Annotated in this window: 24 protein-coding genes, 1 tRNA gene and 2 pseudogenes; 10 read left to right on the top strand and 17 right to left on the bottom strand. The window is 59.0% G+C overall.

Annotated elements, in window-relative coordinates; all coding sequences use genetic code 11:
* Positions 1-39: 39 nt before the first annotated feature.
* Together CF161_RS03415 and CF161_RS03410 are read right to left on the bottom strand one after the other, a co-directional pair.
* Entirely contained in the window at positions 40-321 is a 282-nt protein-coding gene (locus CF161_RS03415; RefSeq protein WP_020295163.1) for a peptidylprolyl isomerase, read from the bottom strand.
* Between the two features lie 163 nt (positions 322-484).
* The gene (locus CF161_RS03410; protein ID WP_020295162.1) at positions 485-1,564 is read right to left on the bottom strand and encodes a 3-deoxy-7-phosphoheptulonate synthase; all 1,080 of its coding nucleotides are present in this window, start codon (positions 1,562-1,564) and stop codon (positions 485-487) included.
* A gap of 625 nt (positions 1,565-2,189) precedes the next feature.
* Between CF161_RS03410 and CF161_RS32750 the strand changes: the two are divergent.
* A pseudogene (locus tag CF161_RS32750) lies at positions 2,190-2,303 on the top strand (carbon-nitrogen hydrolase family protein); the annotation flags it as partial.
* Between the two features lie 37 nt (positions 2,304-2,340).
* Positions 2,341-2,784 (top strand): N-acetyltransferase, encoded by a 444-nt coding sequence (locus tag CF161_RS03405; RefSeq protein ID WP_043228522.1) that lies wholly within the window; start codon positions 2,341-2,343, stop codon positions 2,782-2,784.
* 23 nt (positions 2,785-2,807) lie between these two features.
* On the opposite strand, the gene CF161_RS32030 is transcribed toward CF161_RS03405, so the two are convergent.
* Positions 2,808-3,044, bottom strand: a complete 237-nt coding sequence (locus tag CF161_RS32030) for a DNA-binding protein (protein WP_078468827.1) — start codon at positions 3,042-3,044, stop codon at positions 2,808-2,810.
* Between the two features lie 81 nt (positions 3,045-3,125).
* On the opposite strand from CF161_RS32030, the gene CF161_RS03400 reads away from it, so the two are divergent.
* The 7 genes and pseudogenes from CF161_RS03400 (at position 3,126) to CF161_RS03370 (ending at position 10,308) form a co-directional block, all read left to right on the top strand.
* Entirely contained in the window at positions 3,126-3,491 is a 366-nt protein-coding gene (locus tag CF161_RS03400; protein WP_043228572.1) for a helix-turn-helix domain-containing protein, read from the top strand.
* 145 nt (positions 3,492-3,636) lie between these two features.
* Positions 3,637-4,278: a UvrY/SirA/GacA family response regulator transcription factor gene (uvrY, locus tag CF161_RS03395; RefSeq protein ID WP_020295157.1), complete on the top strand. Its 642-nt coding sequence runs from the start codon at positions 3,637-3,639 to the stop codon at positions 4,276-4,278.
* Between the two features lie 2 nt (positions 4,279-4,280).
* Positions 4,281-6,104 (top strand): excinuclease ABC subunit UvrC, encoded by a 1,824-nt coding sequence (uvrC, locus tag CF161_RS03390; protein ID WP_020295156.1) that lies wholly within the window; start codon positions 4,281-4,283, stop codon positions 6,102-6,104.
* Positions 6,105-6,136: 32 nt separating this feature from the next.
* A complete protein-coding gene (gene pgsA, locus CF161_RS03385; protein WP_020295155.1) occupies positions 6,137-6,697 on the top strand; it encodes a CDP-diacylglycerol--glycerol-3-phosphate 3-phosphatidyltransferase in 561 nt (186 codons plus the stop codon).
* Positions 6,698-6,760: 63 nt separating this feature from the next.
* Positions 6,761-6,836, top strand: a tRNA-Gly gene (locus CF161_RS03380).
* Positions 6,837-7,058: 222 nt separating this feature from the next.
* A pseudogene (locus tag CF161_RS03375) lies at positions 7,059-7,394 on the top strand (Arm DNA-binding domain-containing protein); the annotation flags it as partial.
* 1,504 nt (positions 7,395-8,898) lie between these two features.
* Entirely contained in the window at positions 8,899-10,308 is a 1,410-nt protein-coding gene (locus CF161_RS03370; protein WP_043228519.1) for an amino acid permease, read from the top strand.
* A 492-nt stretch (positions 10,309-10,800) separates the two neighbouring features.
* On the opposite strand, the gene CF161_RS03365 is transcribed toward CF161_RS03370, so the two are convergent.
* The 4 genes from CF161_RS03365 to CF161_RS03350 all read right to left on the bottom strand — a co-directional run bounded on the left by CF161_RS03365 (position 10,801) and on the right by CF161_RS03350 (position 14,790).
* Complete coding sequence (locus CF161_RS03365) at positions 10,801-11,844, bottom strand: flavin reductase (protein ID WP_020295152.1); 1,044 nt, start codon at positions 11,842-11,844, stop codon at positions 10,801-10,803.
* A 136-nt stretch (positions 11,845-11,980) separates the two neighbouring features.
* Positions 11,981-13,015, bottom strand: coding sequence for a 4-hydroxy-2-oxovalerate aldolase (dmpG, locus tag CF161_RS03360; RefSeq protein WP_020295151.1), 1,035 nt, complete (start codon positions 13,013-13,015; stop codon positions 11,981-11,983).
* A 22-nt stretch (positions 13,016-13,037) separates the two neighbouring features.
* Positions 13,038-13,925: an acetaldehyde dehydrogenase (acetylating) gene (locus CF161_RS03355; RefSeq protein ID WP_020295150.1), complete on the bottom strand. Its 888-nt coding sequence runs from the start codon at positions 13,923-13,925 to the stop codon at positions 13,038-13,040.
* A gap of 31 nt (positions 13,926-13,956) precedes the next feature.
* On the bottom strand, positions 13,957-14,790 hold the full coding sequence (locus tag CF161_RS03350) for a fumarylacetoacetate hydrolase family protein (RefSeq protein ID WP_084471637.1): 834 nt from the start codon (positions 14,788-14,790) through the stop codon (positions 13,957-13,959).
* A 191-nt stretch (positions 14,791-14,981) separates the two neighbouring features.
* Between CF161_RS03350 and CF161_RS03345 the strand changes: the two genes are divergently transcribed.
* The gene (locus CF161_RS03345) at positions 14,982-16,361 is read left to right on the top strand and encodes an MFS transporter (protein ID WP_084471635.1); all 1,380 of its coding nucleotides are present in this window, start codon (positions 14,982-14,984) and stop codon (positions 16,359-16,361) included.
* 33 nt (positions 16,362-16,394) lie between these two features.
* Here the strand turns inward: CF161_RS03345 and CF161_RS03340 are convergent, their stop codons facing one another.
* The 10 genes from CF161_RS03340 to CF161_RS03295 form a co-directional block, all read right to left on the bottom strand.
* The gene (locus CF161_RS03340) at positions 16,395-16,781 is read right to left on the bottom strand and encodes a nuclear transport factor 2 family protein (protein ID WP_020295147.1); all 387 of its coding nucleotides are present in this window, start codon (positions 16,779-16,781) and stop codon (positions 16,395-16,397) included.
* 63 nt (positions 16,782-16,844) lie between these two features.
* The gene (locus tag CF161_RS03335; protein ID WP_156882648.1) at positions 16,845-18,056 is read right to left on the bottom strand and encodes an MFS transporter; all 1,212 of its coding nucleotides are present in this window, start codon (positions 18,054-18,056) and stop codon (positions 16,845-16,847) included.
* A 7-nt stretch (positions 18,057-18,063) separates the two neighbouring features.
* Entirely contained in the window at positions 18,064-18,873 is an 810-nt protein-coding gene (locus CF161_RS03330) for an enoyl-CoA hydratase/isomerase family protein (protein ID WP_020295145.1), read from the bottom strand.
* Positions 18,874-18,907: 34 nt separating this feature from the next.
* Positions 18,908-19,666 (bottom strand): enoyl-CoA hydratase/isomerase family protein, encoded by a 759-nt coding sequence (locus CF161_RS03325; RefSeq protein ID WP_020295144.1) that lies wholly within the window; start codon positions 19,664-19,666, stop codon positions 18,908-18,910.
* Positions 19,663-20,835, bottom strand: coding sequence for an acetyl-CoA acetyltransferase (locus tag CF161_RS03320; protein WP_020295143.1), 1,173 nt, complete (start codon positions 20,833-20,835; stop codon positions 19,663-19,665). Before CF161_RS03320 ends, CF161_RS03325 begins: the two co-directional genes overlap by 4 nt.
* Positions 20,832-21,212, bottom strand: a complete 381-nt coding sequence (locus CF161_RS03315) for a Zn-ribbon domain-containing OB-fold protein (protein WP_020295142.1) — start codon at positions 21,210-21,212, stop codon at positions 20,832-20,834. Before CF161_RS03315 ends, CF161_RS03320 begins: the two co-directional genes overlap by 4 nt.
* Before the next feature lie 4 nt (positions 21,213-21,216).
* Complete coding sequence (locus CF161_RS03310) at positions 21,217-21,669, bottom strand: dihydroxy-acid dehydratase (RefSeq protein ID WP_020295141.1); 453 nt, start codon at positions 21,667-21,669, stop codon at positions 21,217-21,219.
* Positions 21,666-22,145 (bottom strand): MaoC family dehydratase N-terminal domain-containing protein, encoded by a 480-nt coding sequence (locus CF161_RS31770; protein WP_020295140.1) that lies wholly within the window; start codon positions 22,143-22,145, stop codon positions 21,666-21,668. The genes CF161_RS03310 and CF161_RS31770 overlap by 4 nt, the downstream gene beginning before the upstream one ends.
* Positions 22,145-24,265, bottom strand: a complete 2,121-nt coding sequence (locus CF161_RS03300) for an acetate--CoA ligase family protein (RefSeq protein WP_020295139.1) — start codon at positions 24,263-24,265, stop codon at positions 22,145-22,147. The genes CF161_RS31770 and CF161_RS03300 overlap by 1 nt, the downstream gene beginning before the upstream one ends.
* A gap of 40 nt (positions 24,266-24,305) precedes the next feature.
* Complete coding sequence (locus CF161_RS03295; RefSeq protein WP_020295138.1) at positions 24,306-25,064, bottom strand: SDR family NAD(P)-dependent oxidoreductase; 759 nt, start codon at positions 25,062-25,064, stop codon at positions 24,306-24,308.
* Positions 25,065-25,072: the final 8 nt, after the last annotated feature.

Genomic DNA, 25,072 nt, shown 5'->3' with positions numbered 1-25,072 from the left:
CCAAAAGGCGGGCCGTCATGGACACAAAACGCGACAGGATCAGTCCTGGCGGCTGGTCACTTCCAGCAGGTGGTAACCGAACTGGGTTTTCACCGGGCCTTGCACCACATTGATCGGGGCGCTGAACACCACGGTGTCGAATTCCTTGACCATCTGGCCAGGGCCGAACGAGCCCAGATTGCCGCCATCACGGCTGGATGGGCAGGTGGAGTTCTTTTTCGCGACTTCGGCGAAGTCTGCGCCGGCTTCGATTTCGGATTTCAGTGCGTTGCACTTGGCTTCGTCGGCAACGAGGATGTGACGGGCAGTGGCTTTGGCCATGGGGAGTTGCTCCTTTCAAGAAAGTGGAGAGCCTACCGGATTCAGGTGGCTATTTCTCGTCAAAGTTCCTTCAACGCGTTACCGCCGCGACCGCTGGCCAGCCCTCAAGGGTCAGCGCAGCCTGGCGGCAGCGGCTACGGTGCTGTCGCCGCTGCGCGGGCTGTCAGGCGGACGCCGGCAGCGCCCGCAATTGTTGCGCGGCGTTGCGCAGCAAGTGTTCGGTGGCGTCCCAGCCCAGGCAGCCGTCGGTCACCGATACGCCGTAGCGCATCGAGGGGCTCAGGGGCTGGCAGCCTTCGAACAGGTGGCTCTCCAGCATCACCGCGACCAGCGAGCGGTCGCCGTGCAGGCGCTGTTGCAGCACGTCATTGAACACCGCCGGTTGGCGCAGCGGGTCCTTGCCGCTGTTGGCGTGGCTGCAATCGACCATGATCCGCGCCGGGATCTTCAGCTTCTGCAGCTCGTGCTGCACCTGGGCCACCTGCGCGCGGTCGTAGTTAGGCCCACGGTGGCCGCCGCGCAGCACCAGGTGGGTGTCCGGGTTGCCTGGGGTCTGGATGATGGCCGGGTGGCCCTGGCTGTCGACACCGAAATGGCGATGGGGGTGCGCCGCTGAACGCATGGCGTCGCAGGCGATGCCGACACCGCCGTCGGTGCCATTCTTGAAACCCACCGGCATTGCCAGGCCGCTGGCCATCTCGCGGTGGATCTGGGATTCGGTGGTGCGTGCGCCAATCGCCACCCAGCTCAGCAGGTCATCGAAGTAGCCGGCCGCCATCGGTTGCAACAGTTCGGTGGCGATCGGCAGGCCCAGCTCGAGCATCTGCCGCATCAGCTCGCGGGACAGGGTCAGGCCGCCGGCCATGTCGTCGCTGCCGTCCAGGTGTGGGTCGTAGGCCAGGCCTTTCCAGCCGACCGTGGTCCGGGGTTTTTCGACGTAGGCGCGCATCACCAGCAGCAGGTCGTCGCTGACCTCGGCCGCCAGGCGGGCCAGATGGGTGGCGTATTCAATAGCGGACTGTGGGTCATGGATCGAGCAGGGGCCGACGACCACCAGCAAACGGGAGTCTTCACCGTTGAGAATGTTGCGCACCGCTTGGCGATGGGTGGCGACTTGCTGCTGCAAGGCCGCGCTGAGGGGCAGTTGCTGCTTGAGGGCAAGCGAGCTGGGCAGGCGCTGGGTCAGGGCTTCATTGGCAGAAGACAGGGTGGACAGCGGCAGGGCAGAGACGGACGAGTTCATGTGCAAGGCTTCCTGGGCAGGCGGCGGGGCGGTTCCCGCGCGCGGCCCTACTGGGGTGTTCGACAATTGGCCGGGTTGGCGGTTGATCCTGGGTTGCCACCAGTAGGTGACCGATCGGAGGCGGCAGGCTGTCCCGAACGGAGGTTGCTAAATCGCCAGGCGAAGGATGGGTAACGGTAATAAGTGGCGTAGTTCATGGGTCAATCCTCAGTAAATTCGGTGTGTTGCTAAAAATTTGCAGCCCTGAAAAAACAAAACCCCCGGTCGGGAAGCCGACCGGGGGTGAGAAGTTCTCTGGTGGGCGACCCGTGAAATGGGCGCCGTTTGGGTATCAGGCGCGCCAGTGGCTAAACCAATACCCAAAATAAAAGCTTGCCGGAGCGCAGACGTTGTTCACCCGGGCAGCCGCCACCGAGCGCGAGGCGCTGGCAGTGTGACGATGCGTGGAAGGGGTGAGGGGCAACATGCTGTTTCTCCGTGAAGTGGGGCGAGCTTACTTGAGGCGGGGGTCGCGATTCAATCACTAATTTCTATGGTGATTGAGGCCGGCATCTATGGATTAAGCCCCCGGAAGTTTTATGACACACTCGCTGCTCGCGAGCGTTGCCGCCCTTCAGGATCATTCATGCCGACACTGACCATTGCTGCTGCCCAATCGATTTCCGTGGCGGGCGACCTGCCTGGCAATATCGCCCGGCACCTCGACTTTATGGCCGCGGCCGCGGCCGCCGAGCAGGGCAGGCTTGGAGCGAGCGTATCGTGGGCGTCCTGTGCTCTTGAGTGAATTCGAACTGCGCCCGGCCAGCGCGGCGGACCTGGCGTTCGCCCGCGACCTCACCCGCGAAACAATGCTTGGCTATTACATTCGCCACGACCTGCTGTGGTTGGATCAGGCGTTTGACGTCGCCTGGGCCGGGCGCGAGAACTGGCTGATCTGCCGGGGTGTCGAGCGGTTGGGTTTTGTCAGCCTGAGCCGTGATCTCAAGGCGCTTTATATTCGCGAACTGCACGTGCAGGCCCGTCGCCGAGGGCAGGGCGCTGGCGCCTGGACAATCGAACAGATGTTGGCGAAGGCACGCCATGAGCGGCGCGGCCTGTTGCGCTTGACCGTGTTCAAGGACAACCCGGCCCAGGGGCTCTATCGGCGGATGGGGCTTGAGGTGGTGGGCGAAGACGAGTGTTTTCTACGGATGGAGCGGCACTGTGTCGCACCTGGCTAGCTGGGTCTGCTTCCGATTAGCTGTCAAGGCTCGACGGTAGGGAGTTGAGCGGGTATTTCGTCGGCCAGAATGATCCCGTCCTTCATGCCCAGCAGCACCGCGACTTTATGCGCTTCTCCGCGCCGACCTTTCTTGCGTCCGGCCAGCACCTGATAGGTGGTCGCTGGATCGACACCGTGTTCACGTGCGAACTGTTGGACGGATTTACCTTGGTGTTCTAGCCAGGCCTTGGCTTGTGCGGCAGTGCGGATACCGGGCATAGTTCAAAACCGTTCAAATTTGTTCAGTGCGTGAAGAGTGTAACACCCCTAGGGGTGTATAAAATGGGATCATACATCCAAATGAGTGGAATCGGTTCGCGGTTGCGACGGGAGCGAGAGCGCCTGGGCATGTCGCAGAAAGTTTTTGGTGAAATAGGCGGCGTTGAAGCCAACGCGCAAGGCAAATACGAAAGTGGCGATCGTGCGCCCAAGGCGGATTATCTGTCACGGGTCGCCGCCCAGGGGGTGGATGTGCTGTATGTGTTGACCGGCAGCCGCATTCCGGTCCATGTCGGTCATCTGAGCCAGTCGGAGGAGAAGGTGCTGGACAGCTACAGAGCGTTGTTCAAGGAGGATCAGGATGCCATCCGGCGCCTGACCGTGACCCTCGCAGAGCTCTCTGCTTCCAGTGTGTCGCGCAGAAAGGTCGGGGTGCGCGAGACCTGAGAGCCAAGCATTTACTTAGGGATAACTCGGTAAACGCTGATTATTGTGAATAGATGCTTTTTATGTCGCGCTGCCATTAGGTCTGGGCGCTGCTTTTTTGCTAAGGTGTCCGGCAACCTATAAGACCATTTCGCGAGGTGTCTGCTTGATTAGGGTGCTAGTAGTCGATGACCATGATCTCGTTCGTACAGGCATTACACGAATGCTGGCTGACATCGATGGCCTGCAAGTAGTCGGACAGGCCGAGTCGGGAGAGGAATCCCTGCTCAAGGCTCGGGAGCTGAAACCCGATGTGGTCCTGATGGACGTCAAGATGCCCGGTATCGGTGGTCTTGAAGCGACGCGCAAATTGCTGCGCAGCCATCCTGACATCAAAGTCGTGGCCGTCACGGTCTGTGAAGAAGATCCGTTCCCGACCCGCTTGCTGCAAGCCGGTGCGGCCGGGTACCTGACCAAGGGTGCCGGCCTCAACGAAATGGTCCAGGCGATCCGCCTGGTGTTTGCCGGCCAGCGCTACATCAGCCCGCAGATCGCCCAGCAACTGGTGTTCAAGTCATTCCAGCCTTCCAGTGATTCGCCGTTCGACGCCTTGTCCGAGCGTGAGATCCAGATCGCGCTGATGATTGTCGGCTGCCAGAAAGTGCAGATCATCTCCGACAAGCTGTGCCTGTCGCCGAAAACCGTGAACACCTACCGTTACCGTATTTTCGAGAAGCTCTCGATCAGCAGTGATGTCGAGTTGACGTTGCTCGCGGTTCGCCACGGCATGGTCGATGCCAGCGCCTGATAATGACTGACCAGTTTGATCCCAGTGCTTTTCTTTCTACCTGCAGTGGCCGTCCCGGCGTGTATCGCATGTTCGACAGCGAAGCGCGCCTGCTCTACGTCGGTAAAGCCAAGAACCTGAAAAACCGCCTGGCCAGCTACTTTCGCAAGACCGGTCTGGCGCCCAAGACCGCCGCCCTGGTGGGGCGCATCGCGCAGATCGAAACCACCATCACCGCCAATGAAACCGAGGCCCTGCTGCTCGAGCAGACGCTGATCAAGGAATGGCGGCCGCCCTACAACATCCTGCTGCGTGACGATAAGTCCTATCCCTATGTGTTTTTGTCTGATGGCGACTTTCCGCGCTTCAGCATCCATCGTGGTGCCAAAAAGCAGAAGGGCAAGTACTTCGGTCCTTACCCCAGCGCCGGGGCGATTCGCGAGAGCCTGAGCCTGCTGCAGAAGACTTTTATGGTCCGCCAGTGCGAGGACAGCTACTACAAGAACCGCACCCGGCCCTGCCTGCAGTACCAGATCAAACGCTGTAAGGCGCCTTGCGTCGGCCTGGTGGAAGCGCCGGTATATGCCGAAGACGTACGGCATTCGGTGATGTTCCTGGAGGGGCGCAGTAATGCCCTGACCGACGAGCTTTCCAGCGCAATGGAAGCTGCCGCCAGCACCCTGGACTTCGAAAAGGCCGCTGAGCTGCGAGACCAGATCTCCCTGCTGCGCCGGGTCCAGGACCAGCAGAGCATGGAAGGCGGCACTGGCGATGTGGATGTAGTGGCGGCGTTCGTCAATCCGGGCGGTGCCTGTGTGCACCTGATCAGCGTGCGCGGCGGACGAGTGCTGGGCAGCAAGAACTTCTTTCCCCAGGTCGGTATCGAGGAGGAGGTGGCCGAGGTCATGCTGGCGTTTCTGGGCCAATACTTTATCAGCAGCCCCGAGCGCGACTTGCCGGCCGAGTTGATCGTCAACGTGGTCCACGAAGACTTCCCGACCCTGATTGCCGCCATCGATGAACAGCGTGGGCGTGAACTGAGCATCAGCCACCGGGTGCGTGGTACCCGGGCCCGCTGGCAGCAATTGGCGGTGACCAACGCCGAGCAGGCCTTGAGTGCGCGCCTGGCCAACCGGCAGCATGTGGCGGCCCGGTTCGATGCCCTGGCCGAAGTGCTCAACCTCGACGAGCCACCGCAGCGCCTGGAATGCTATGACATCAGCCACTCCAGCGGTGAGGCCACGGTGGCGTCCTGTGTGGTGTTCGGCCCCGAGGGGCCGATCAAGTCCGACTATCGACGCTACAACATCGAAGGCGTGACCGCCGGCGATGACTACGCGGCGATGCATCAGGCCCTGACCCGACGCTTCAGCAAGCTCAAGGACGGTGAGGGCAAGTTGCCGGACATCCTGCTGGTGGACGGCGGCAAGGGCCAGTTGTCCATGGCCCGTGATGTGCTCAACGAGCTGGCGGTGCCGGACCTGATCCTGCTCGGCGTGGCCAAGGGCGCCACGCGCAAGGCCGGTTTCGAAACCCTGTACCTGAATGACGCGGCCCACGAGTTCACCCTCAAAGGTGACTCGCCGGCGCTGCACCTGATCCAGCAGATTCGCGATGAGGCTCACCGTTTCGCGATCACCGGGCACCGTGCCCGGCGTGGCAAGACCCGGCGCACCTCGACCCTGGAAGGGGTGGCGGGCGTGGGGCCGAAGCGGCGGCGGGAGCTTCTCAAACATTTTGGTGGATTGCAGGAGCTGTCTCGTGCAAGCATCGAAGAGATCGCCAAAGCACCGGGGATCAGTAAAAAGCTCGCAGAGTCGATTTATGCAAGCCTGCATAGCGAGTAGAATGCCACCTCACCTCGTAGCCAGTTGTGCCGATGAATATCCCTAATCTGATCACCGTTCTACGCGTCCTGCTTATCCCGATTTTTATTCTGCTGTTTTACCTGCCCTACAGCTGGAGCTATATGGCGGCCAGTTCGGTGTTTGCCTTCGCCGCTGCAACCGACTGGCTGGACGGCTACCTGGCGCGCCGCCTGGAGCAAAGCACGCCGTTCGGTGCCTTCCTCGATCCGGTGGCCGACAAGCTGATGGTGGCGGTGGCTCTGGTGTTGCTGGTGCAAGAACACGGCAACCTGTGGCTGACCTTGCCGGCGGCGGTGATCATCGGTCGTGAAATCGTTGTCTCGGCATTGCGCGAATGGATGGCCGAACTCGGCGCCCGTGCCCACGTTGCCGTGTCCAACATGGGCAAATGGAAAACCGCCGCACAGATGCTGGCGCTGGTGATCCTGCTGGCCAACCCGTCGGACTTCAGCTTCTGGGTCCTGGTCGGCTATGCATTGCTGCTGATCGCCGCAGGCCTGACCTTGTGGTCGATGCTGCAATACCTGCGCGCCGCGTGGCCGCACCTGAAGACCAATGCGGAAAAGAAATAAAACTTTTTTGAATCAAGGGCTTGACGCAGCTTCTGATTTCTATAAAATGCGCACCACCAAGACGCGGGAATAGCTCAGTTGGTAGAGCACGACCTTGCCAAGGTCGGGGTCGCGAGTTCGAGTCTCGTTTCCCGCTCCAAATATTGCACTGCAGAGTTCCACTGAATTCTGTAAGTGATTGAAATCAGGACCTTCGGGTCCTTTTTTCGTTCCGGCGGGAACCACTGAAATCCAGCATTATCCGGTGCGTTTAAGTCCAAGATTAAGTCCAGGATTCTGATGCGCACTGAATCGGTTTGTTGCTGGAGCAGTTTGCGTAGCGAGATGAGCATCTGGCCCTGACTCTGTTCAGGAGCTCGCGATGGCACTCTCAGAAATGGCAGTTCGGCACGCCCGAATCACCGGTAATGACTACACTCTCGGTGACAGCGATGGTCTCACGCTCAATGTGACGGCCAGCGGCGGAAAAATCTGGCTTTTCCGTTACTACTGGACGGGCAAGCAGAAGCGTATGTCCTTGGGTTGTTACCCGCAAATCAGCCTCAAAGAAGCGCGCACACGACGTGACGAGGCGCGCGCCTTGGTTGCCCAAGGCATCAATCCTTATGAGCACCGAAAACAGCAGCGCCGTGCTGTTCGTTTTGCGGCAGAGCATACCTTCGAGGCCGTGTTCGATCAGTGGGTGGAGTACTGCCGCTGGGGTGGGCATTGTCGTCTTTTCACTTGATGTCAGCGTCGTCAATGTTGGGCATGATGCTTTGTGATGCCGCGTTGATACTGGTGTTGCAGGCCTGCAGTCGGTTGTCAATGCGTATACACTCGCCTTCGCGTCACCTCCCGTCCTTACAGCGTGAGCTTTAGGCGACCGCTCGGCGCACGACGAATATTCACTGTAGATCCATAGTCTTCACGCTGGCATCTATAGGGGGTGGAATCGCTAATGTTCTGCCTACGCACGTATGGAGCCTGTCTTATTTGGCTGTGGTGCTGGAGTCGGCCAGATAGATTGAATGAGCAAGGTTGAATCGCTCTAGAGGCCTTGCAGACTGCTTCCTGTGTAGTGGGGGCACTCCAAGTCTCTTCTGGTACTGGAAAAAAAGAGTTTGAAGAACCACAAGATCAAATGCTCTGGCTTAAGCGGTGCGGCTGAGTTGATGAAGGTTTAATAAGTCCAGTTCGTTTGAAGGGAAAAAACTTAACTAGGCAGCCCGTTGCATTATTAAAGACTGTACTGGCAGTCAAGACTAAAAAATACTCGGGCGCTTATAATGCCTAGGGCGCGCTGAGTAATGCCGTTGTGCACGATAATATACTATGTAATTGTGGTTTTTTAGCAATAAAATTTTCCGCGAGTTTTGCGTCTTGCTCCTGATTGTTTATATTTAGTGTCATTAAGTGCGGTAGGTTAGATCTCAGAAAAGTGCGCAATTGGCATTTATCGGAAATTTCGCTCGATTGGTTTTTTTGGTAGTAGGGAAGTATTCAAGTGTTCTTGGTGGATGATTGTGCGCTCGCGGCCATATTGCAGGCGTATGTAATGCCGGTGTGCGCAGCATATATATTGATGTGCTATTGTTTTGAGTTGTGCGATTGAGTTGAATTGTGGAAGGGTACTGTTTGTAGTTGTGCAGCGTTGATTTGATCTCGAGGTGAAATGTTTCTTGATTGAAGGGTGGCATAGCTAATCTGCAAAGCATCCTATTTTGCGTAGGGTTGTGGTGGCGATCATTCATATATAAAATCTGAAGAGAAAAAAACTGAAATTTTAGAAACTGTGCAGCATTATTCTATCGAGGTGCTGAAGCCAAAAGTGCGGTTGTGTGTCTTAGCGTCAGTCGAAGCAGTTAACAGTTTTGACCTGTACGTTCAAAGCGATCGATAACGTTGCCAAAAACTCACCCCCCCAAAAAATTTTTATCATCTAATGAGTTGTTGTATTCAGATACTTGATTGAGGTCTGAAGCTTAATTCTGCGATGAGGGTTCATCGATTTAAATGCTGAAAAAACAGATTTTGATCCGCTAATCTAAGTGGGTGGTTTAGCTGTTGATGCGGTCATTTATAAAAGCTAATTTTTGGGGGGAGTTGAGAGTGATTGAATCTTAAATAACGTGCGTCTGTGTTTGTCGTGGTGTTCTTCCGGTTAGACCTTGCTAGGCAGGCTCAGCTCTAAATAAAAACAAACAAATGAGAGGTTGAAAGTGGATACAAGCTTAAGTATCGAACAGCAGCGTGGTGAGAATAGCAAGCTTAATGCTGGGTTGAAGTCTCGCCATCTGACTATGATGTCTATCGCCGGTGTGATTGGCGGATCTTTATTTGTTGGTTCTGGCAGCGTCATACATAGTGCTGGCCCTGCTGCGTTTTTAGCTTTTCTCGTAGGTGGCATCTTGATGATGCTGATTATGCGTATGCTGGGTGAGATGGCAACCTCTTCGCCTGATACGGGTTCTTTCTCCACCTATGCTGATCGGGCAATAGGGCGTTGGGCTGGTTTCACTATCGGTTGGTTATATTGGGGGTATTGGGTGTCCCTCATGGCTTGGGAGGCATATGTAGCTGGAAAAATTCTTAACGGTTGGTTTCCAAGTATTAGTATTAATGTCTTTGTTCTTGTTACTACTCTTGCTTTGCTAAGTATTAACTTTTTTAATGTTAAAAATTACGGTGAGTTTGAGTTTTGGTTTGCCCTGATCAAGGTGGTCGCAATTATTTGTTTTCTGGTTGTTTGCACGCTAGCAGTAATGAATATTTGGAGCATCGGAGAAGTAAAAGGGGTTAGTAATTTAACTGCTCATGGTTTCATGCCTAATGGTATTGCGCCCGTGGTTGGTGCAATGCTCGGTGTAATGTTCGCGTTTTTAGGTGCGGAAATTGCCACGATTGCTGCTTCGGAATCAGAGAATCCAGCGAAACAGATTATAAAAACTACTAAGTCGGTAGTGTGGCGTGTGGGCCTATTCTACGTCGGGTCTATCTTCCTAATTGTATGCCTGGTGCCTTGGAACGATCCGATGCTTGGTCAGTCAGGTTATGGCTCTTATCGTCGCACCCTAGAACTGCTAGGTGTGCCAGGTGCAGAGTTTGTAATGAACTTTGTGGTGCTGACGTCTGTTAGTAGTTGTTTGATATCTGCTCATTACACCGCTTCGCGCATGTTGTTTTCGTTAGCGTCTCGTGGCGACGCACCTTCATGTTTTAAACTGACTAAAGCTAATACCGGTATACCTATGTTTGCCATTATTGGTTCGTGTTTGGTGGCTGTTGCACTTGCTTTAATTAACTTTAGTGAAGTGCTGCGTCCAAAAGATATATTGGATACTCTTATGAATATGACTGGGACAATTGCATTGTTGGTGTACCTTGTGATTGCTTGTTCGCAGTTGAAAATGCGTCGAAAACTTGAAGCGCTCGGTGGTGATATGCCTCTGAAGATGTGGTTGTATCCTTGGTTAACTTGGTTGGTGATTATTTTTATCGTTGTATGTTTGATAATGATGTCATTCATGCCCGACTATCAAGTTTTAGTTGTCTCTACGGGCGCAGCAGCTATGGTTCTGGCATTGGTTGGGGTGATACATCAGGCTCGCTGCTCGAAGCGCCTTCGCTAGAAAGGCTCCGAACAAATCCTATGATTTGCTCAAGCACACTATTCTGACCTCATCCGAGTCTCGCATGAGTCAGTAGTATCCGTCCTGCATGTACTTAGCTCCGCAAAGCCAAAACAAAGCGGGCACTTAAATTAGGGACGCTGTTTTTGCTAAATCTGAAGCCAGTCCGGAGTGGGGTGGGGCGCTGGCAGCGTTTATCATTGCTGGCGTCTCATTTAATACAGTTAGTGATTGTCGGTGTTTACCCGCTTTGCACTCGGCGTCTATTAACGATTAGCAATCGACTGATGGTCAGTTATCCGATCAGTTTTTTGGGCCGCAGCGGAGTTCGTCTAATCCGTCTCAGCGGCCTGAGATTGCATGACACCCCCAGAGAGACAAACATCGTCGCTTTGTCATGATGAACCCGTGGTGTGGGATGGACCCCACCTCAAAATGACTGAGCGACGGATGAGTAAACTGTTGATCTATCCTGGCGGGCTGGAGTTCGTTTTAGAACCAGCGGTAGGGAATCAACGGGCTATGAATTCTCACGAAGCGACTCAGTAGAGTTCTCAATGCAATGGTCTCGGGAACTCCCAGCTGCTGCATCATGCTCTCCTCGACTTGCTGGCTTTCTCTGGCTATGCGGGTAACCAGCACTTTTCCTTCATCTGTCAAATAGATATGTGAGTGATCGACGTGGTCCGCAGGGCTGCTGGATTCGTCGGGCTCATCGTCAATGCGAATCATGCCTCGGGCTGCTAGGTCATTGATCGATTCGCGCCCTACGCAGCGGCCGGTGTAAGCCGCAAGCGTGATCAGTTCGTGGTAGGTTCGCGCCTCCCGGGTCCCGAGCGCGTTGAGTATCAAGTACTCGATGTCGTTGAGCTCAAGTTCGCTGGCGTGCTCCCGCATTTTGGCGGAAAAGTGCAAATAGGCGCTCGCCAGCAAGTAACCGAGTGAACTGCTTTCGCTGACGTTACGGGGATCTTCCCCAACGGGCGGCATCACCGTCTGCGCGGTACTGGTTGCAATGGCATAGTTGCCGCTCTGGAACACCAAGGGAGGGGTGTCGCATTTATCAAACTTGAGCACTTCGCCCACCAGAATAATGTGGTCGCCTCCGTCATAGATGTGCGCGGTACGGCACTGAAGCCGAGTCGTGCATCCTGACAGCAATGGCGCTGCACCGAGTCCGCCTTCGTACTCGATACCGTCGAATTTTTCCGCACCACTGGCGCTGCGGGCAAATCGCCCGGAGAGATGGTTCTGGTCGTGGGCGAGAATATGCACCGCCCAATGGCTGGCGCTTTCAAAGGCGGCCAAACTCTGTGATTTACGCGCCAGGCTCCAGAGCACCAAGGGCGGATTCAAAGACACGGAGTTAAAGCTGTTTGCCGTCACGCCCACCGGCGTGCCGTCCAGGCCTTGCGCCGTGACAACGGTGACGCCTGTGGTGAAGGTCCCCAGCGCCTGTCGGAACTCTTTGGGGTCCAAGGTTGTTTCAGGGAGGGGCTGTCGATTTTTTTGCTGGGTCTGTAAGTCGTTGATCATGTGAATGCTCCTCTGACGGTAGCTTGGGTTCATTAGGGTGAATTGTGTTACGGACAGGGGAGGCGGTCATGGTCAAAACGGACGATGTGGATGCACCCCGCGCAACCCGTGCAGCGGGGTGGCAATGATGCGGCTTTCAGCGCTTGATACCGCGTTCGCGAGCCATGTCCAGCGCCAGGTCTTCGATCATGTCCTCTTGCCCACCGACCGTCTTGCGTCGGCCCAGCTCAAGTAGGATCTCGTGGGAAGGCACGCCGTATTTCTGTTCCGCGCGCTTGGCGAATAACAGGAACGAGGAGTACACGCCCGCGTACCCAAGCATCAGCGAGTCACGGTCGACCCGAACGATGTGTTCCATTAACGGAAAGACTTTCTCTTCGGCGACATCTGCCAGCTTGAACACGTCCACCCCGGTGATGATGCCCATGCGATCGCATACCGCATTGAATACTTCAAGCGGCGTATTTCCAGCCCCCGCGCCTAGGCCAGCGGCGGACCCGTCAATGCGGTTGGCGCCGGCTTCAATCGCGGTCAGGGAGTTGGCGATGCCCATTCCCAGGTTGTGGTGCCCGTGGAAACCCAGCTCGGTGCTGGGGTCCAGCGCTTGGCGTACGGCATCGATGCGCACTCGCACATCCTCAGGCAGCATGTACCCGGCCGAGTCAGTGATGTATAAACAGTTGGCGCCATAGCTCTGCATGAGCTTGGCTTGTTTCACCAGGCTGTCGGCATCCAGCATGTGCGCCATCATCAGGAAGCCGACGGTGTCCATCCCCAGCTTTCGACCGTACTCAATGTGTTGCTCCGACACATCGGCTTCGGTGCAATGCGTGGCGACCCGGATGGTCGTGACCCCGCAGTCGTAGGCCATTTGCAGGTGATCGACCGTGCCGATTCCGGGTAGCAGCAGGGCCGAGACCTTGGCCTGCGTCATGCGAGGGATCACCGCTCGCAGGTATTGCTCGTCGGTGTGTGCACCAAAGCCATAGTTGACCGAGGTCCCACCGAGACCGTCGCCGTGGGTGACTTCGATCAGTTCGATCCCGGCAGCGTCCAGGCCGGTCGCCACGTCAATCATTTCCTGCAGGCTGATCTGGTGTCGTTTCGGGTGCATGCCATCGCGCAGCGACATGTCATGCAGGGTGATTTTTTTTCCGCGTAAGTGAGTCATGGCGATCTCCCCTCGAAATGGGTTAGGACTTGAGCATTGCTTCGGCAAACATATGCGCAGTGCGGGCGGCGGCGGCGGTCATGATGTCGAGGTTGCCGGCGTATTTGGGCAGGTAGTCGCCCAAGCCTTCCACCTCCATGAATATCGACACGCGGTTCCCATCGAACACTGGGCCGTTTTTCAGGGTGTAGCCGGGCACATACTTCTGGACTTCCTCGACCATGGCGTGCACCGACCGGGTGATCGCGTCGCGGTCAGGTTCGCTTTCGGTCAGGCAATGGATGGTGTCGCGCATGATCAGCGGCGGTTCGGCGGGGTTGATCACAATGATGGCTTTGCCTTCCTTGGCACCCCCGACCTTGACCACCGCGCCTGCTGTAGTACGCGTGAACTCATCGATGTTTTTGCGGGTTCCCGGGCCGACCGAGCGTGCCGAAACCGTGGCGACGATCTCGCCGTAAGCAACGGGCTGCACCCGTGATACGGCATGGACCATGGGGATGGTTGCCTGGCCACCACAGGTCACCATGTTGACGTTCATCACCGGCTGGCCCAGGTACTCGACCAGGTTCACTGAAGGTACGCAGTAGGGGCCAATCGCAGCGGGTGTCAGGTCGATTATCAACACGCCCAACTCGTTGAGCTTGCGTGAGTTTTCTGCGTGAACGTAGGCAGAGGTCGCATCGAAGGCAATCTGAATATTGTCCGCCTTGACGTGTGGCAGCAGCCCGTCTACACCGTCGGCGGTGATTTTCAAGCCCATCTCCTGAGCGCGCTTCAGACCCTCCGACGTGGGGTCAATGCCCACCATCCACACGGGTTCAAGGATGTCACTGCGTTGCAGTTTGTAGAGCAGGTCGGTGCCGATGTTGCCGGGACCGATCAGGGCGCATCTGATTTTGCGTGTCATGGCCAGGTTCTCGCGTCAGTGTAGGGCGGGTTCATTCTGTGAAATGAATCGAGGCGCAACCGATTTCGCTGATCGTCAACTCGAAGTGATCGCCGGCCTGCACCGGCACCAGGGGCACCAGCGACCCTGAGAGGATTATTTCGCCGGCGCGTAGCGGCATGCCGAATGCGCCCAGCGTATTGGCCAGCCAAGCCACCGCTTCGGCCGGGTGGCCCTGTACTGCGGAGCCCAGTCCGCTGGAGTGCAGCACCCCATTGCGCGACATGTCCAAGCGTACGTTGGCGAGGTCGATACCTGCCGGGCAGATGCGCTGTTGCCCCAGGACAAATACGCCGCAGGACGCGTTGTCGGCCACGGTGTCCTGAATCGCGATTTGCCACGCCTTGATCCGCGAGTCGACGATCTCGAAACACGGCACCACGAATTCCGTGGCCCGTAGCACGTCCTCTAGGGTTACCCCTGGGCCGAGCAGGTCTTGTTTGAGGATAAATGCGATCTCGCCTTCGGCGCGGGGCTGGATCAGGTTGGCCTGTTTGAGGCTGACCCCCGAGGCGTCGGCGCACAGCATACGGTCGGTGAGAAAGCCGAAGTCGGGCTGGTGGACGCCGAGCATTTCCTGGACGGGCTTACTCGTCACACCGATTTTTTTTCCGATGATGATTTCGCCGTCGGACTGGCGGCGCTCCATGATCTGCAGCGAGATGCGGTAGGCGTCTTCAAGGCTCAGCGAGTGATCGCGGGTCAGGGGTTCGATCGCGACGCCATCGCGCAGGGCAAGGTAAAGCCTGTCGGCCAATTGGCGTTGCAGGCGGGTAGTGCTTGCGTGGAGGGGAGCAGCTGTTACCGATGGGTTTATGGGAGGCATTCGACCGTCCTCTTGTCAGGTTCTACGGCAATAATGCCGCACGCTTAAACGCTCTCCCTCGTCCTATCGGATTACCACCGAGCATTTTGAATGGCTGGGCTGGTGTGTGACAAAAGCGCGGATAGTCTGTGCGGACCATGCGGTTAGAGCGCGAAGTGCTCACACTGGTGCGAAACCGTTGAGGGCATCCCATGAGCATTCAATCCAGGGCTGGTTTATCAGGCGATCTTTCACCGCAACAGCGCGTTCGTGCGATGTGTGGGGTGTATGCGGTGCTCTTTCTGCTGGGCCTGGAGACCACCATCGGCGGCAGTATCCTGCCGCTGGCGTCGACCGAGCTTCATGGGCTCGAGCGGTTCCCCTTGGTCGGTACCCTGCAGATGCTGGCGAGTGCCTGCACGACGTTGATCGCCGCGCGGCTGGGGGACATGTATGGGCGTAAATACCTGCTGCAACTGTCCATTGCGCTATTGGCCCTGGCCGGTTTGGGGTGTGGCCTGGCGCAGTCCATGGATCAGTTGCTGGCAATGCGGGTACTCAACGGCGTGGCGATTGGCATGATGGCCGCCACGGCCTTTGCCGTTCCGGCCGACGTGTTTCCGGACCCGGCGCAGCGTGCTCGCTGGCAAAGCCTCAGCGGTGTCATGTTCGCGCTGGCGAGCAGCATGGGGCCATTGTTGGGCGCCATGCTCAGTGATGCGTTCGGCTGGCGTTCTGCACTGTTTGTGGTACCGGTGGCCGCCGTCCTGGTGCTGGCGATTCTGTGTTTTATCCCGGCCAACAGGCCGTTGCATCGGCAGGAGCAACGCTTTGACTTTGTCGGTGCCGGATTGCTCTGCGTATTTATCGTGTCGTCGTTGCAGGCCTTACAGATACGGCCGCACGTTCCCATGGCGATGCTGTTCTGTGCCGGCTGGCTGCTGGTGTGCGGGGGCGCCATGGTGGGTTTGTGGCGGCATCAGTTTCGGGTAGCACAGCCGATTCTGGCACTGGATATCCTGCGCAGCAAAGGGGTTCGGCACGTCAGCGCTTCCACGTTGCTCAGCGGTGCGGTGCTGTTTATTTTGTTTTTTTACAGCCCGATCCTGCTGCACACCGTCAGCAAACTCAGCCTGGTGCAAGCGGGCGTGGCGATGATTCCCATGTTGGTCGGCCTGCCGGTGGGCAGCGTGCTCAATGGCTTGCTGTTTCATCGCCAGCGTCGGCCTCAGCGTCTGATGGCGGCGGGTGCGCTCTTTCTGTTTATGGGGTGTGTTTTGCTGTTGGCGTTAGGCCCGGACAGTTCACGGCTTCACATATTTGTCGGTTTCGGTTTGTCTGGCCTGGGGTTGGGGATCATCAATCAGAACCAGGTTCTGTTCATGCAGATGGTCGCGCCCATGGCGCATATCGGTGCCGCCACGGGGCTGCTTTCGACAGCGCGCACCTACGGCGGCGCCATGGGGAGCGCGTTGCTGGGTCTAGTCCTGGGGCTCAGCGGCATTGATCAGGCGCTGGTGGCAGGCTTGTGGCTAGCGTTGCTTGCCGCGCTATTGCTCATTCCCTTGAGCCTTCGCTTGCAACTGTCTTGATCGGGCGGTGCCCGGCCCCGTATTCGTTTGCGCCTACGGCACAACGGGTACGCTGATGTCGCCGGGGCCGAAATAGGCCTGCATCGATTTGAACAGGCCGTCTTCGGTAAACGTCATCACATCGATCACCTTGACCCGTGTTTCACCCTGAGGCGTGTCGATCACCGCGTCAAAGGCCATGGCGGCCGCGTTGCTGTAAGACGCCCGGATTGGAGCCGAAAGGGAGAGCACAGCGCCGTTGCTCATGGCCTGGCGATAGAACGCTTCGATCTGCAGCTTGCCGCTTTTCAAGGGGGTGCCATACGGATCCTCAACGGTGGCGTCGTCGCAGTAGAGCGCGACAACGGCGGCGAGGTCGTTGCGGTTGAACGCGTCGAGATAGGCCTGCATGTGGTGTTTCATTTGGGTTTCGCTGGGCATGGTGGCTCCTGTTACGGGGTGGCTAAATGGGGTGTCGAACGGTCCCTCAGGGAGAGACTCCGATTACTCGCGGTGGCGTTCCTGAGGCCTCTTGCCCGGCATGGCGAGCGAGATGAGGGTCGCGAGTACCAGCAGCGCCGCTGTGCAAGCCAGGGCTATCGGGTAAGACTGGTATTGGGCGATCAGGCCAATCAGCACGGGCCCCACAACCATGCCCAGATCGGCCGACATCTGGTAGGTGGCGATGACCGTGCCGCCGCGGCCATCAGCCGTATCACCGGCAATCGCTGCGGCGCTGGTGGAACAAAAAGCCGTGCCCAGCCCCATGGCGGCCATCCCGATGAGGTAGGCCGTCAGGGATTGCCCACCGAGGATGATCAGGAAACTACACAGCACCAGCAGCAGGCCCAGGATCAGGGTCGGTTTTCTGCCCCAGGCATCCGCCCACTGGCCGGATTTTGGCAAGAGCAATGTCTGCGCCAATGCCCCGACCGTCAGGCCGATACCGATCCATTTGGCTGGTTGCTGTAGGACCACCAGCAGGAACAGCGGCAGCACCGAGACACGTACGCCGTACACCGCGAAGCCAATGGCGAAGTTGCTGGCCAGCGCTGCGCGGTACGAGGTCAGACGCAAGGCCTGGGCCACGCCGACCGACGCTGGGGCCTGGGCCGTTTGCGGCGACCGCCGATGGCGCAAGTGCCGCAACAGCACCAGCGCCACGATCGCCGCTGCGCCTGTGGCGGCACCGTAAATGAAGAACGGCAAACGTACGGACATCCCCACGAACAGGCTGCCAATGGCCGGCCCGGTCACCGCTCCCACATAGTAGGCGCCCATGAACAGCCCCGCCGCCCGGCCTCTGTTGCTGGCATCGGTGGTGCGCAGCATCAGGCTCATGGCGGAAATGCTGTAGAAGATAGACCCCACACCGCATAGGCCGCGAAACACCAACAGTTCCTGAGCTGAACCCGCAAGGCCAGCACCGAGGCTACTGAGCGCCAGTAACGTCAGGCCGCCACCGAGCACCCGGTATTCGCCCAGATGGTTAACCAGGCTTCCACCTGGCCAAGCCATCAGCAGGCGTGCAAAAGGGAACGACGCGATGATCAGGCCGATCATTGCGCTGCCCATGCCCAACGACTGGCCGAACACGGGAATGGCCGGCGACTGGATGCCAAAGCCCATCGCCGATACAAAGCTGATGATGCACAGACAGCGCACCTCCAGGGAAATACCGTCTAGCCAGCCGGGGCTCGATGTGCGGCCACTCACGTTCTGCTCAGCGCCCACGGTAGGTCGGGGTGCGCTTTTCCACGAATGCGCTCGCCGCTTCTTTATGGTCGTCGCTGAGGAACGTCGCGGCTTCCAGGTGCAGCCCTGTGTCCGTCAGCAATTGGCTGCGCTGGCGCAGGATCTGGTTCAGTGTGCGTTTGGTGCCTTGCACGGCAAGGGGAGGGAGGGCGGCCAACTGCCGGACAATGGCCAGGGCCTGATCCTGAAGTTGCTCGGCGGGTACCGCGCGTAGCGCCAGGCCCAGGCGGGCCGCTTCAATACCGTTTAGGCGTTCGCCGGTCATCAGGTAATACTTGGCCGCACCGAACGGCATCGCCAGGGGCCAGGCCAGTGCGCCACCGTCCCCTGCCACCAGGCCGATGGGCACATGGGTGTCAGCAATTTGCGCATCCTCGGCGATGATCAGCACATCGCACATCAACGCCAGGGTCGCCCCAAGCCCCATGGCATAGCCCTGTACGGCGGCGACCACCGGCTGTGGCACCGCGATGAAGCGTTCGATCAGGCGTGCAGCGCTTTGTGTCACCAGGGCCATGGACTCGTAAGGCGTGAGTTCTACCGCCGCCGTGTCGGCGAACGCCTTGACATCGCCGCCTACGCAGAACGCTCGCCCGGCGCCGTTGAGCAATACCGCACGGACACTGGTGTCATGGCACAGGTCTTGAAGAATCGCCTCCAGGCCTTCGTGCATGTCATCGCCCACCGCATTCAGGCGTTCAGGGCGGTTGAGGGTCAGGATCAGCACATCATCTTGCTGGTATGCAAGGATGCTGCGAAAGCGTGCGTAATCGGCCATTGTGGGCTCCTTTTTATTGTGAAAGACGCAGGGGTCAGTGCCGTGTGAGCTTTTCCTGCATTGCCGCGCGGGCTCGAGCGCGCTCTGGATCGAGCAAGGCCAGGTTCTGCAGCGTGACTTCGGCTTCCAGTTGCTCGGCCAGGCTTTGTCGCGAGGCTTGAGCCAGTAGCCGCTTGGTCAGCCCCACGGCGCGGCCAGGCTTGGCGGCAAGCTCATGGGCCAGTTGCAGCGCCCTGGGGAGCAGCTGCTGGGGTTCGAGGACTTCGCTGATCAAGCCCCAGGCCAGGGCTTGATCGGCATCCACTCGATGATTGCTGCTCAGCCAGGCAAAGGCCCTGGCATAGCCGAGCAGGCGAGTGATAAACCAACTGCCGCCGGCATCTGGCACCAGGCCGATGTCGACGAATGCCGGGACGAATTTGGCGGTGTTGGCAGCCAGCCGCAGATCGGCGGCACAGGCCAGCGACAGCCCTGCACCGGCGGCGGCCCCGTTGATCGCAGCGATCACCGGTTTTTCCAACGCTGCCATGGCCAGGGTATGGGCGTTGAAGGTGTGCCGCAGGGTGGTGTGCCCCGCGTCTTTTGCCGAGTGCTCGGCCTTGAGGTCTGCGCCCGCGCAAAAGCCCCGGCCGCTGCCGGTGAGTACCACGGCACGAACCTGCGGGTCACTGGCTTGATGCCAGGCATCGGACAGCTCGCGATGCAGATCAGCGTTGAACGCATTCAGCGATTCGGGTCGATTCAGGGTGATCAGTAACACCGAGCCCAGGCGCTCGCGCAGGACACTGCTCATAGTGCTGCCTGCGTGCCGAAGATGGCCGTGACCTGACTGGAAAACTGACCGCCGTTGCCATGGGCCAGCGCGCGTGTGAGGTTGGCCTGTTGACGTGCACCCGCTTCACCCCGCAATTGGCGCACGGCTTCGATAATGGCGAAAATCCCGTACATGCCCGGGTGGCAATAGGACAAGCCGCCACCATTGGTGTTGGTCGGTAGCGGTCCGCCGGGGCCAATATGGCCCGCCCCGACGAAGGCGCCACCTTCGCCCTTGGCACAGAAGCCCAGGTCCTCGAGGAACATGATGGTGTTGATGGTAAAGGCGTCGTAGAGCTGCAGAATGTCGATGTCCTGCGGTGTGACCTGGGCCATAGCATAGGCGCGGGCCGACGACTCGGTGGCGATGGTGGTGGTCAGGTCCGGCATCTGTGAAATGCTGCGATGGGAGTGGGCCTCGCCGGCCCCGAGCATGTAAATCGGAGGTTTGCGCAGGTCCCTGGCGCGCTCGGCGCGGGTCAGCACCAGCGCGCCACCGCCGTCAGTGACCAGGCAGCAATCACGCACGCTCAACGGGCTGCTGACCATTTTGCTATTCAACACGTCCGCGATGCTCAATGCGCCCTTGTCGTGGCAAAACGAAACGGGATTGAGCAGGGCCCAGGCACGTGCATCCACGGCGACTTGGGCGAGTTGTTCGCGGGTCGTGCCAAACTCATGCATGTGACGGGCTGTGGCCAGGGCATAGCCGGACACCGGGTGACGAGGGTTGTAAGGGGCTTCGTAGTTGGGCCGCTCGATCAATCCGCCGGGTGGCAGCTTGCGTTGGGCATCCGCACGGGGAGTGCTGCCGTAGACGATCAACGCGGTGTCGCACAAGCCGGCATGCAGCGCACTGGCGGCGTGCAGCAGATAGGACACGAACGAGCTGCCGCCGATGTTGCCGCTGTCACTGTAGCGCGGGCGAATACCCAGGTACTCACCCAAGTCCAGATTGGACATGAACCGGCCGGTCACACAGCCGAACAGGCCATCCACATCCTGAGTATCCAGCCCCGCGTCATCCAGGGCGCGTACCGCCGCCTGGCCGGCCAGTTCGATGGCGTACCGATTAGGGCCGACATCGCCCAGGTCGGACTCGGCGACCCCGACCACCGCGGCAGCACCACGCAACACATGCGCACTCATACCGTGTCCCCTTCCGTCAGTTCGAATACCACCCGGGGACCTGCGCCCTGCTGATGTTCGACCCGCGCCTTGACTCGGGCGCCGATGCTCGGTTCTGCACAGTCGAGGACGGTGCTCATCATGCGAAACCCCTCATCCAGATCGACTAGCACAACGTTGTAGTTATGCTCTTTGTCGAACACCACGCTGGTGGAGTAGAGGGTGCCCAACCCTTGACTGTCGCGTAGCGTGAGTTGCACCGAGCCACAGGCCGGGCAGCACACACGCAGATAAAACACGGCACGCTGGCACTGTGCGCAATGCTGATAGACCAGTGCGCCCCGTGTCAGGCCCTCAAGGTAGCGCTGGTATGGGGCTCGCTCATGGATATCGATCATGGTCTCAGCTCCTGTTGTCGTTGTAGACAGCAATGGCCTTGGCGGTTAGCACGTCCTGGCGCTCGCCGTTGGCCGCTTCGCGCTGAACCAGCAGCTCACACGTGACCTGCGTGCCACCGGTTTGGCCGGGCTCTATGGCGATGACCTTGCCGCTGAGGATCAGGGTGTCCCCAGGCCAGACCTGTGAGACATAGCGCACCGAGTATTTGCGCAAGGCCGCGAGACCGAGCCATGAGGTGGTGTACGCACTCAGGATGCCGGCGGTCAGCAGGCCGTGGCCGAACACGCTGCGGTAACTCGCGCGTCTGGCGAACGTTTCGTCGTGATGGATAGGATTGAGGTCGCCGCTGGCCCCGGCATAACGCACGATATCGGTCCGGGTGATTGGGCCAACGCGGCGTTCCGGCGCGGTATCGCCGACCTGGTAAGACGAATCACTGTGGCTGGCACGGTTCATGTTGGCAGTACCTCGCACTCGCTCAACGCAGGGGGGGGTGGCATCTCGATAATGGTGCTGCGGGCAATCAACGCCAGTTGTTCGTACGCGTCGAAAAACTTCATTTCCCGCACGATCAAGGTCATCAAACCCTGCCTGCCCTGTTTGTGGCTGACGTCGATGATTGCCGTACGCACGGTCAGTTCCTCGCCGGCAACAATCGGGCGTACGTACTCCCATTCGTTGCCACCGGCGAGGATGCGCTTGAGGTCCAGATTCAACGGGTTGCCCTCTGTCACGGGCTGCCAGTGCAGGGTCACGGTACTGAAGGTCGGCGGGATCGGTTGCCCGCTGAAACCCTCTTGCCGCGCAGCGTCGGCATCAAAGTAGTAGCGGTCTGTGCAATGCACCGCTTTGGCGAATTCGATGAGTTTGCCTTCCTCGACCTTGAAGCGAAAAGGCGGGAACTGGTAACCGATCAGCGAGAGGTCTGCCATCACGGATGCTCCGTCATGGCAGCTCTGCCGGCCAGTACCACCAGCGCGTCAGCTGCAAAGGCCAGTCCATCAGCGACACGGATTGGGTTCACGTCGATTTCCTGGACTTCATCCAGTTCAAGGGCCAGGTTGCCGATGCCCACCATGATCGCCCCGACTTGATCCTGCTCCTGCTTCGAAAGACCGCGGCGCCCCAGGATCAAGCGCCCGTGCAGCAATTGTCCAAGCGCCGTACGGGCCATCGCGAGATTGAAAGGCGGACGCAGCAGGACGGTTTCCGCGAGTTGTTCGACCAGTACCCCGCCCAGACCTATCGCCACCATTGGCCCGAACAACGGATCGCGTTGCAGGCCACAGGTCAGCTCCATTCGGGCAGGCACCATCGCTTGTACGAGCACGCCGTCGAGGATGGCGTGGGGCGCGCGCTGGCGCACTTCGGCCAGCATGGACAGGTAGGCCTCCCGAATGGCGGGCTCACCTTGCAGACCAAGGCGGATGGCGCCCACGTCGGATTTGTGCGGCAGTTGGTAAGACATCACCTTGAGCACGACCTTGCCGGTGATGCGCTCGGCGGCGGCGACGGCCTCGTCAAGGTCATGCACCCATTCTTCACGCGTCAACGGGATACCGTATTCGGCGAACAGGCGTTTACCCTGGGCTTCCATCAGCACGTGCTCGGTGGCGGGCAACTGCAGGTGCCGTCGTGCGCGTCGCGCCCGTGCCAGGTCGCATTGCCAATCCGGTTCGCTCAGGGGCGTACGCACACTGTGTCGATAGAGGGCGGCCAGTGACTTGGCCACGCGTTGCGGGTCGGTGTAGGTGGGTACACCGGCCTCCTTCAGGGGGGCTACCAGGTCGGTGGAGAGCACAGCCAAAGGCTTGACGGTGCGTTGGTAGTAGGCGGCGAGGTCTTGCGCCGCGCCGATGGCGCGGGCCCAGGTGACGGTGGTGATCATGTCGACCGAGTCACTGTCGGCCAGCACATTCAGCAGTGAGCCGATTGCATCGGGGCGTGCTGCGGCCGTGGTATCAATCGGGTTGGTTACGTTACCGAAAAATGGCGTGTGCAACACCTGCAGCATCTTCTGCTGCTCGTCTTCAGGAAAGGTCGGTACGGCCAGCCCATTCATGCCGGCTTCATCGGCCAACAGCACGCCGGCACCGCCCGAGGCGGTCATGATTGCCAGGCGGTTACCGCTCACGCGCCGCCCGTCCTGGAAAATCATGCCCAGGTCTAGCATCTCTTCCATGCTGGCGGCGACGATCACGCCGTACTGCCGGCAAATGGCATCGAATACATCGGCGGCACCGACGACCGAGGCGGTATGGCTCATGGCTGCCTTAGCGGCCGCTTCCGAGCGCCCGGCCTTGAGCACCACCATCGGTTTGTCCAGTGCATGGGCGCGGCGCGCGGCGTCGATGAACACCTCTGGGTCGCGCAGTGTCTCGCTGAAGGCCAGCAACACACGCACCTCGGGCCGCTCCACCAGGTAGCGCAGCACTTGGGCGATGTTGACGTCCAGTTCATTGCCGGTGCTGACGAACCAGCCCAGGCGCAAGCCGGTCAGCAAGCCCTTGGTGGTCAGGTAAGAGCCAAAACCGCCGCTTTGCGAGACCAGGGCCACGCCGCCGCCGGGAGGCAAGGGCTCATCCGGGGTGAGCGCAAAGTTGGCCATCACCCCGCCGTCAATGTTCAGGTAACCGATGCAGTTCGGGCCAATGACCCGGACCCCGGCTGCCTTGGCTTTGTCGGCAATCCGTTGTTGCAACGCGATACCTTCGGGCCCCGCTTCGGCAAAGCCTGAGGAGAGCAATACCACCCCCCCGACATCCCTCGCCACGGCGTGCTCCATAATCGCCTCAACGGCGTGGCTGGCCACGGCGATGACCACCAGGTCGACCCCGTATGGCACCTCCAGCAGACTTTTGAAGGCCTCAAGCCCCTGGACTTCAAGGTCTTTGGGATGGACCGGATACAACCGGTCGTTGAATGAGCGCTTGAGGTTGGCGAAGACCAGCCCGCCGATGCTGTTGAGGTTATTCGACGCGCCGACCATGGCAATGGAACGCGGTGACAGCAGGCGGTCCAGGTCGGGGGCAGCGGTATGGAGTCGAGTCATGGTTATTGTCCTTGTCTGTTCTAATCGCAACCGTTGATTCTCAACGCACCATCATCGATCCGCCGTCGACTGATAGCACCTGCCCGGTGATATACGAGGACTCTTCACTGGCCAGGTACAGGAACGCCGGAGCAATCTCCTCCGGTTGCGCCGAACGCCGCAGGGGGTGTTGTTTGAGAGCGGCCTGGCGCGCATCGGCGAACTTTGGATCGTTCATGATGACGCTGGTCATTTCGGTGGCCGCGGCTGGTGCGATGGCATTTACCAGAATGTTGTGCTTGCCCAGTTCCCGTGCGGCGGTACGCATCATTCCGAGCATCCCCGACTTGGCCGCAGCGTAGTTGATCTGACCAATCGAGCCGTTCTGGGCCGTGGAGGAGCTGGCAAAAATGATGCGCCCCCAGCGGCGTTCGATCATGTCGTTGACCACCGCCTGCAGCCAGTAGAACGAGCCGTGCAGATGCACATCGATGACCTGGTTCCACTCGCTGTCGGTCATTTTGTGCAGCATCGCGGCGCGGACAATCCCGGCGTTATTGACCAGAATGTCGATGGGGCCGAGGTTCGATTTGATCAACGCTGCGGCACTCTCAACGTCGGCGCGCCGAGCGATGTCGCAACGTACGAACAGAGCGTTGCCACCTTCAGCGTTGATTTGTGCTGCTGCGTCCTCGCCTCCGGCAACATTGATGTCGACGATGGCGACCTTGGCGCCTTCTTTGGCGTAAAGGTTGGCGATGCTACGGCCAATGCCCTGTGATGCTCCGGTGACGACAGCGACACGATTATTCAAGCGCATGGAGTTGC

It is taken from the genome of Pseudomonas sp. CF161 (assembly GCF_000416215.1).
Lineage (GTDB): Bacteria > Pseudomonadota > Gammaproteobacteria > Pseudomonadales > Pseudomonadaceae > Aquipseudomonas.
This window is presented reverse-complemented; position numbering and strand designations above follow the sequence as displayed.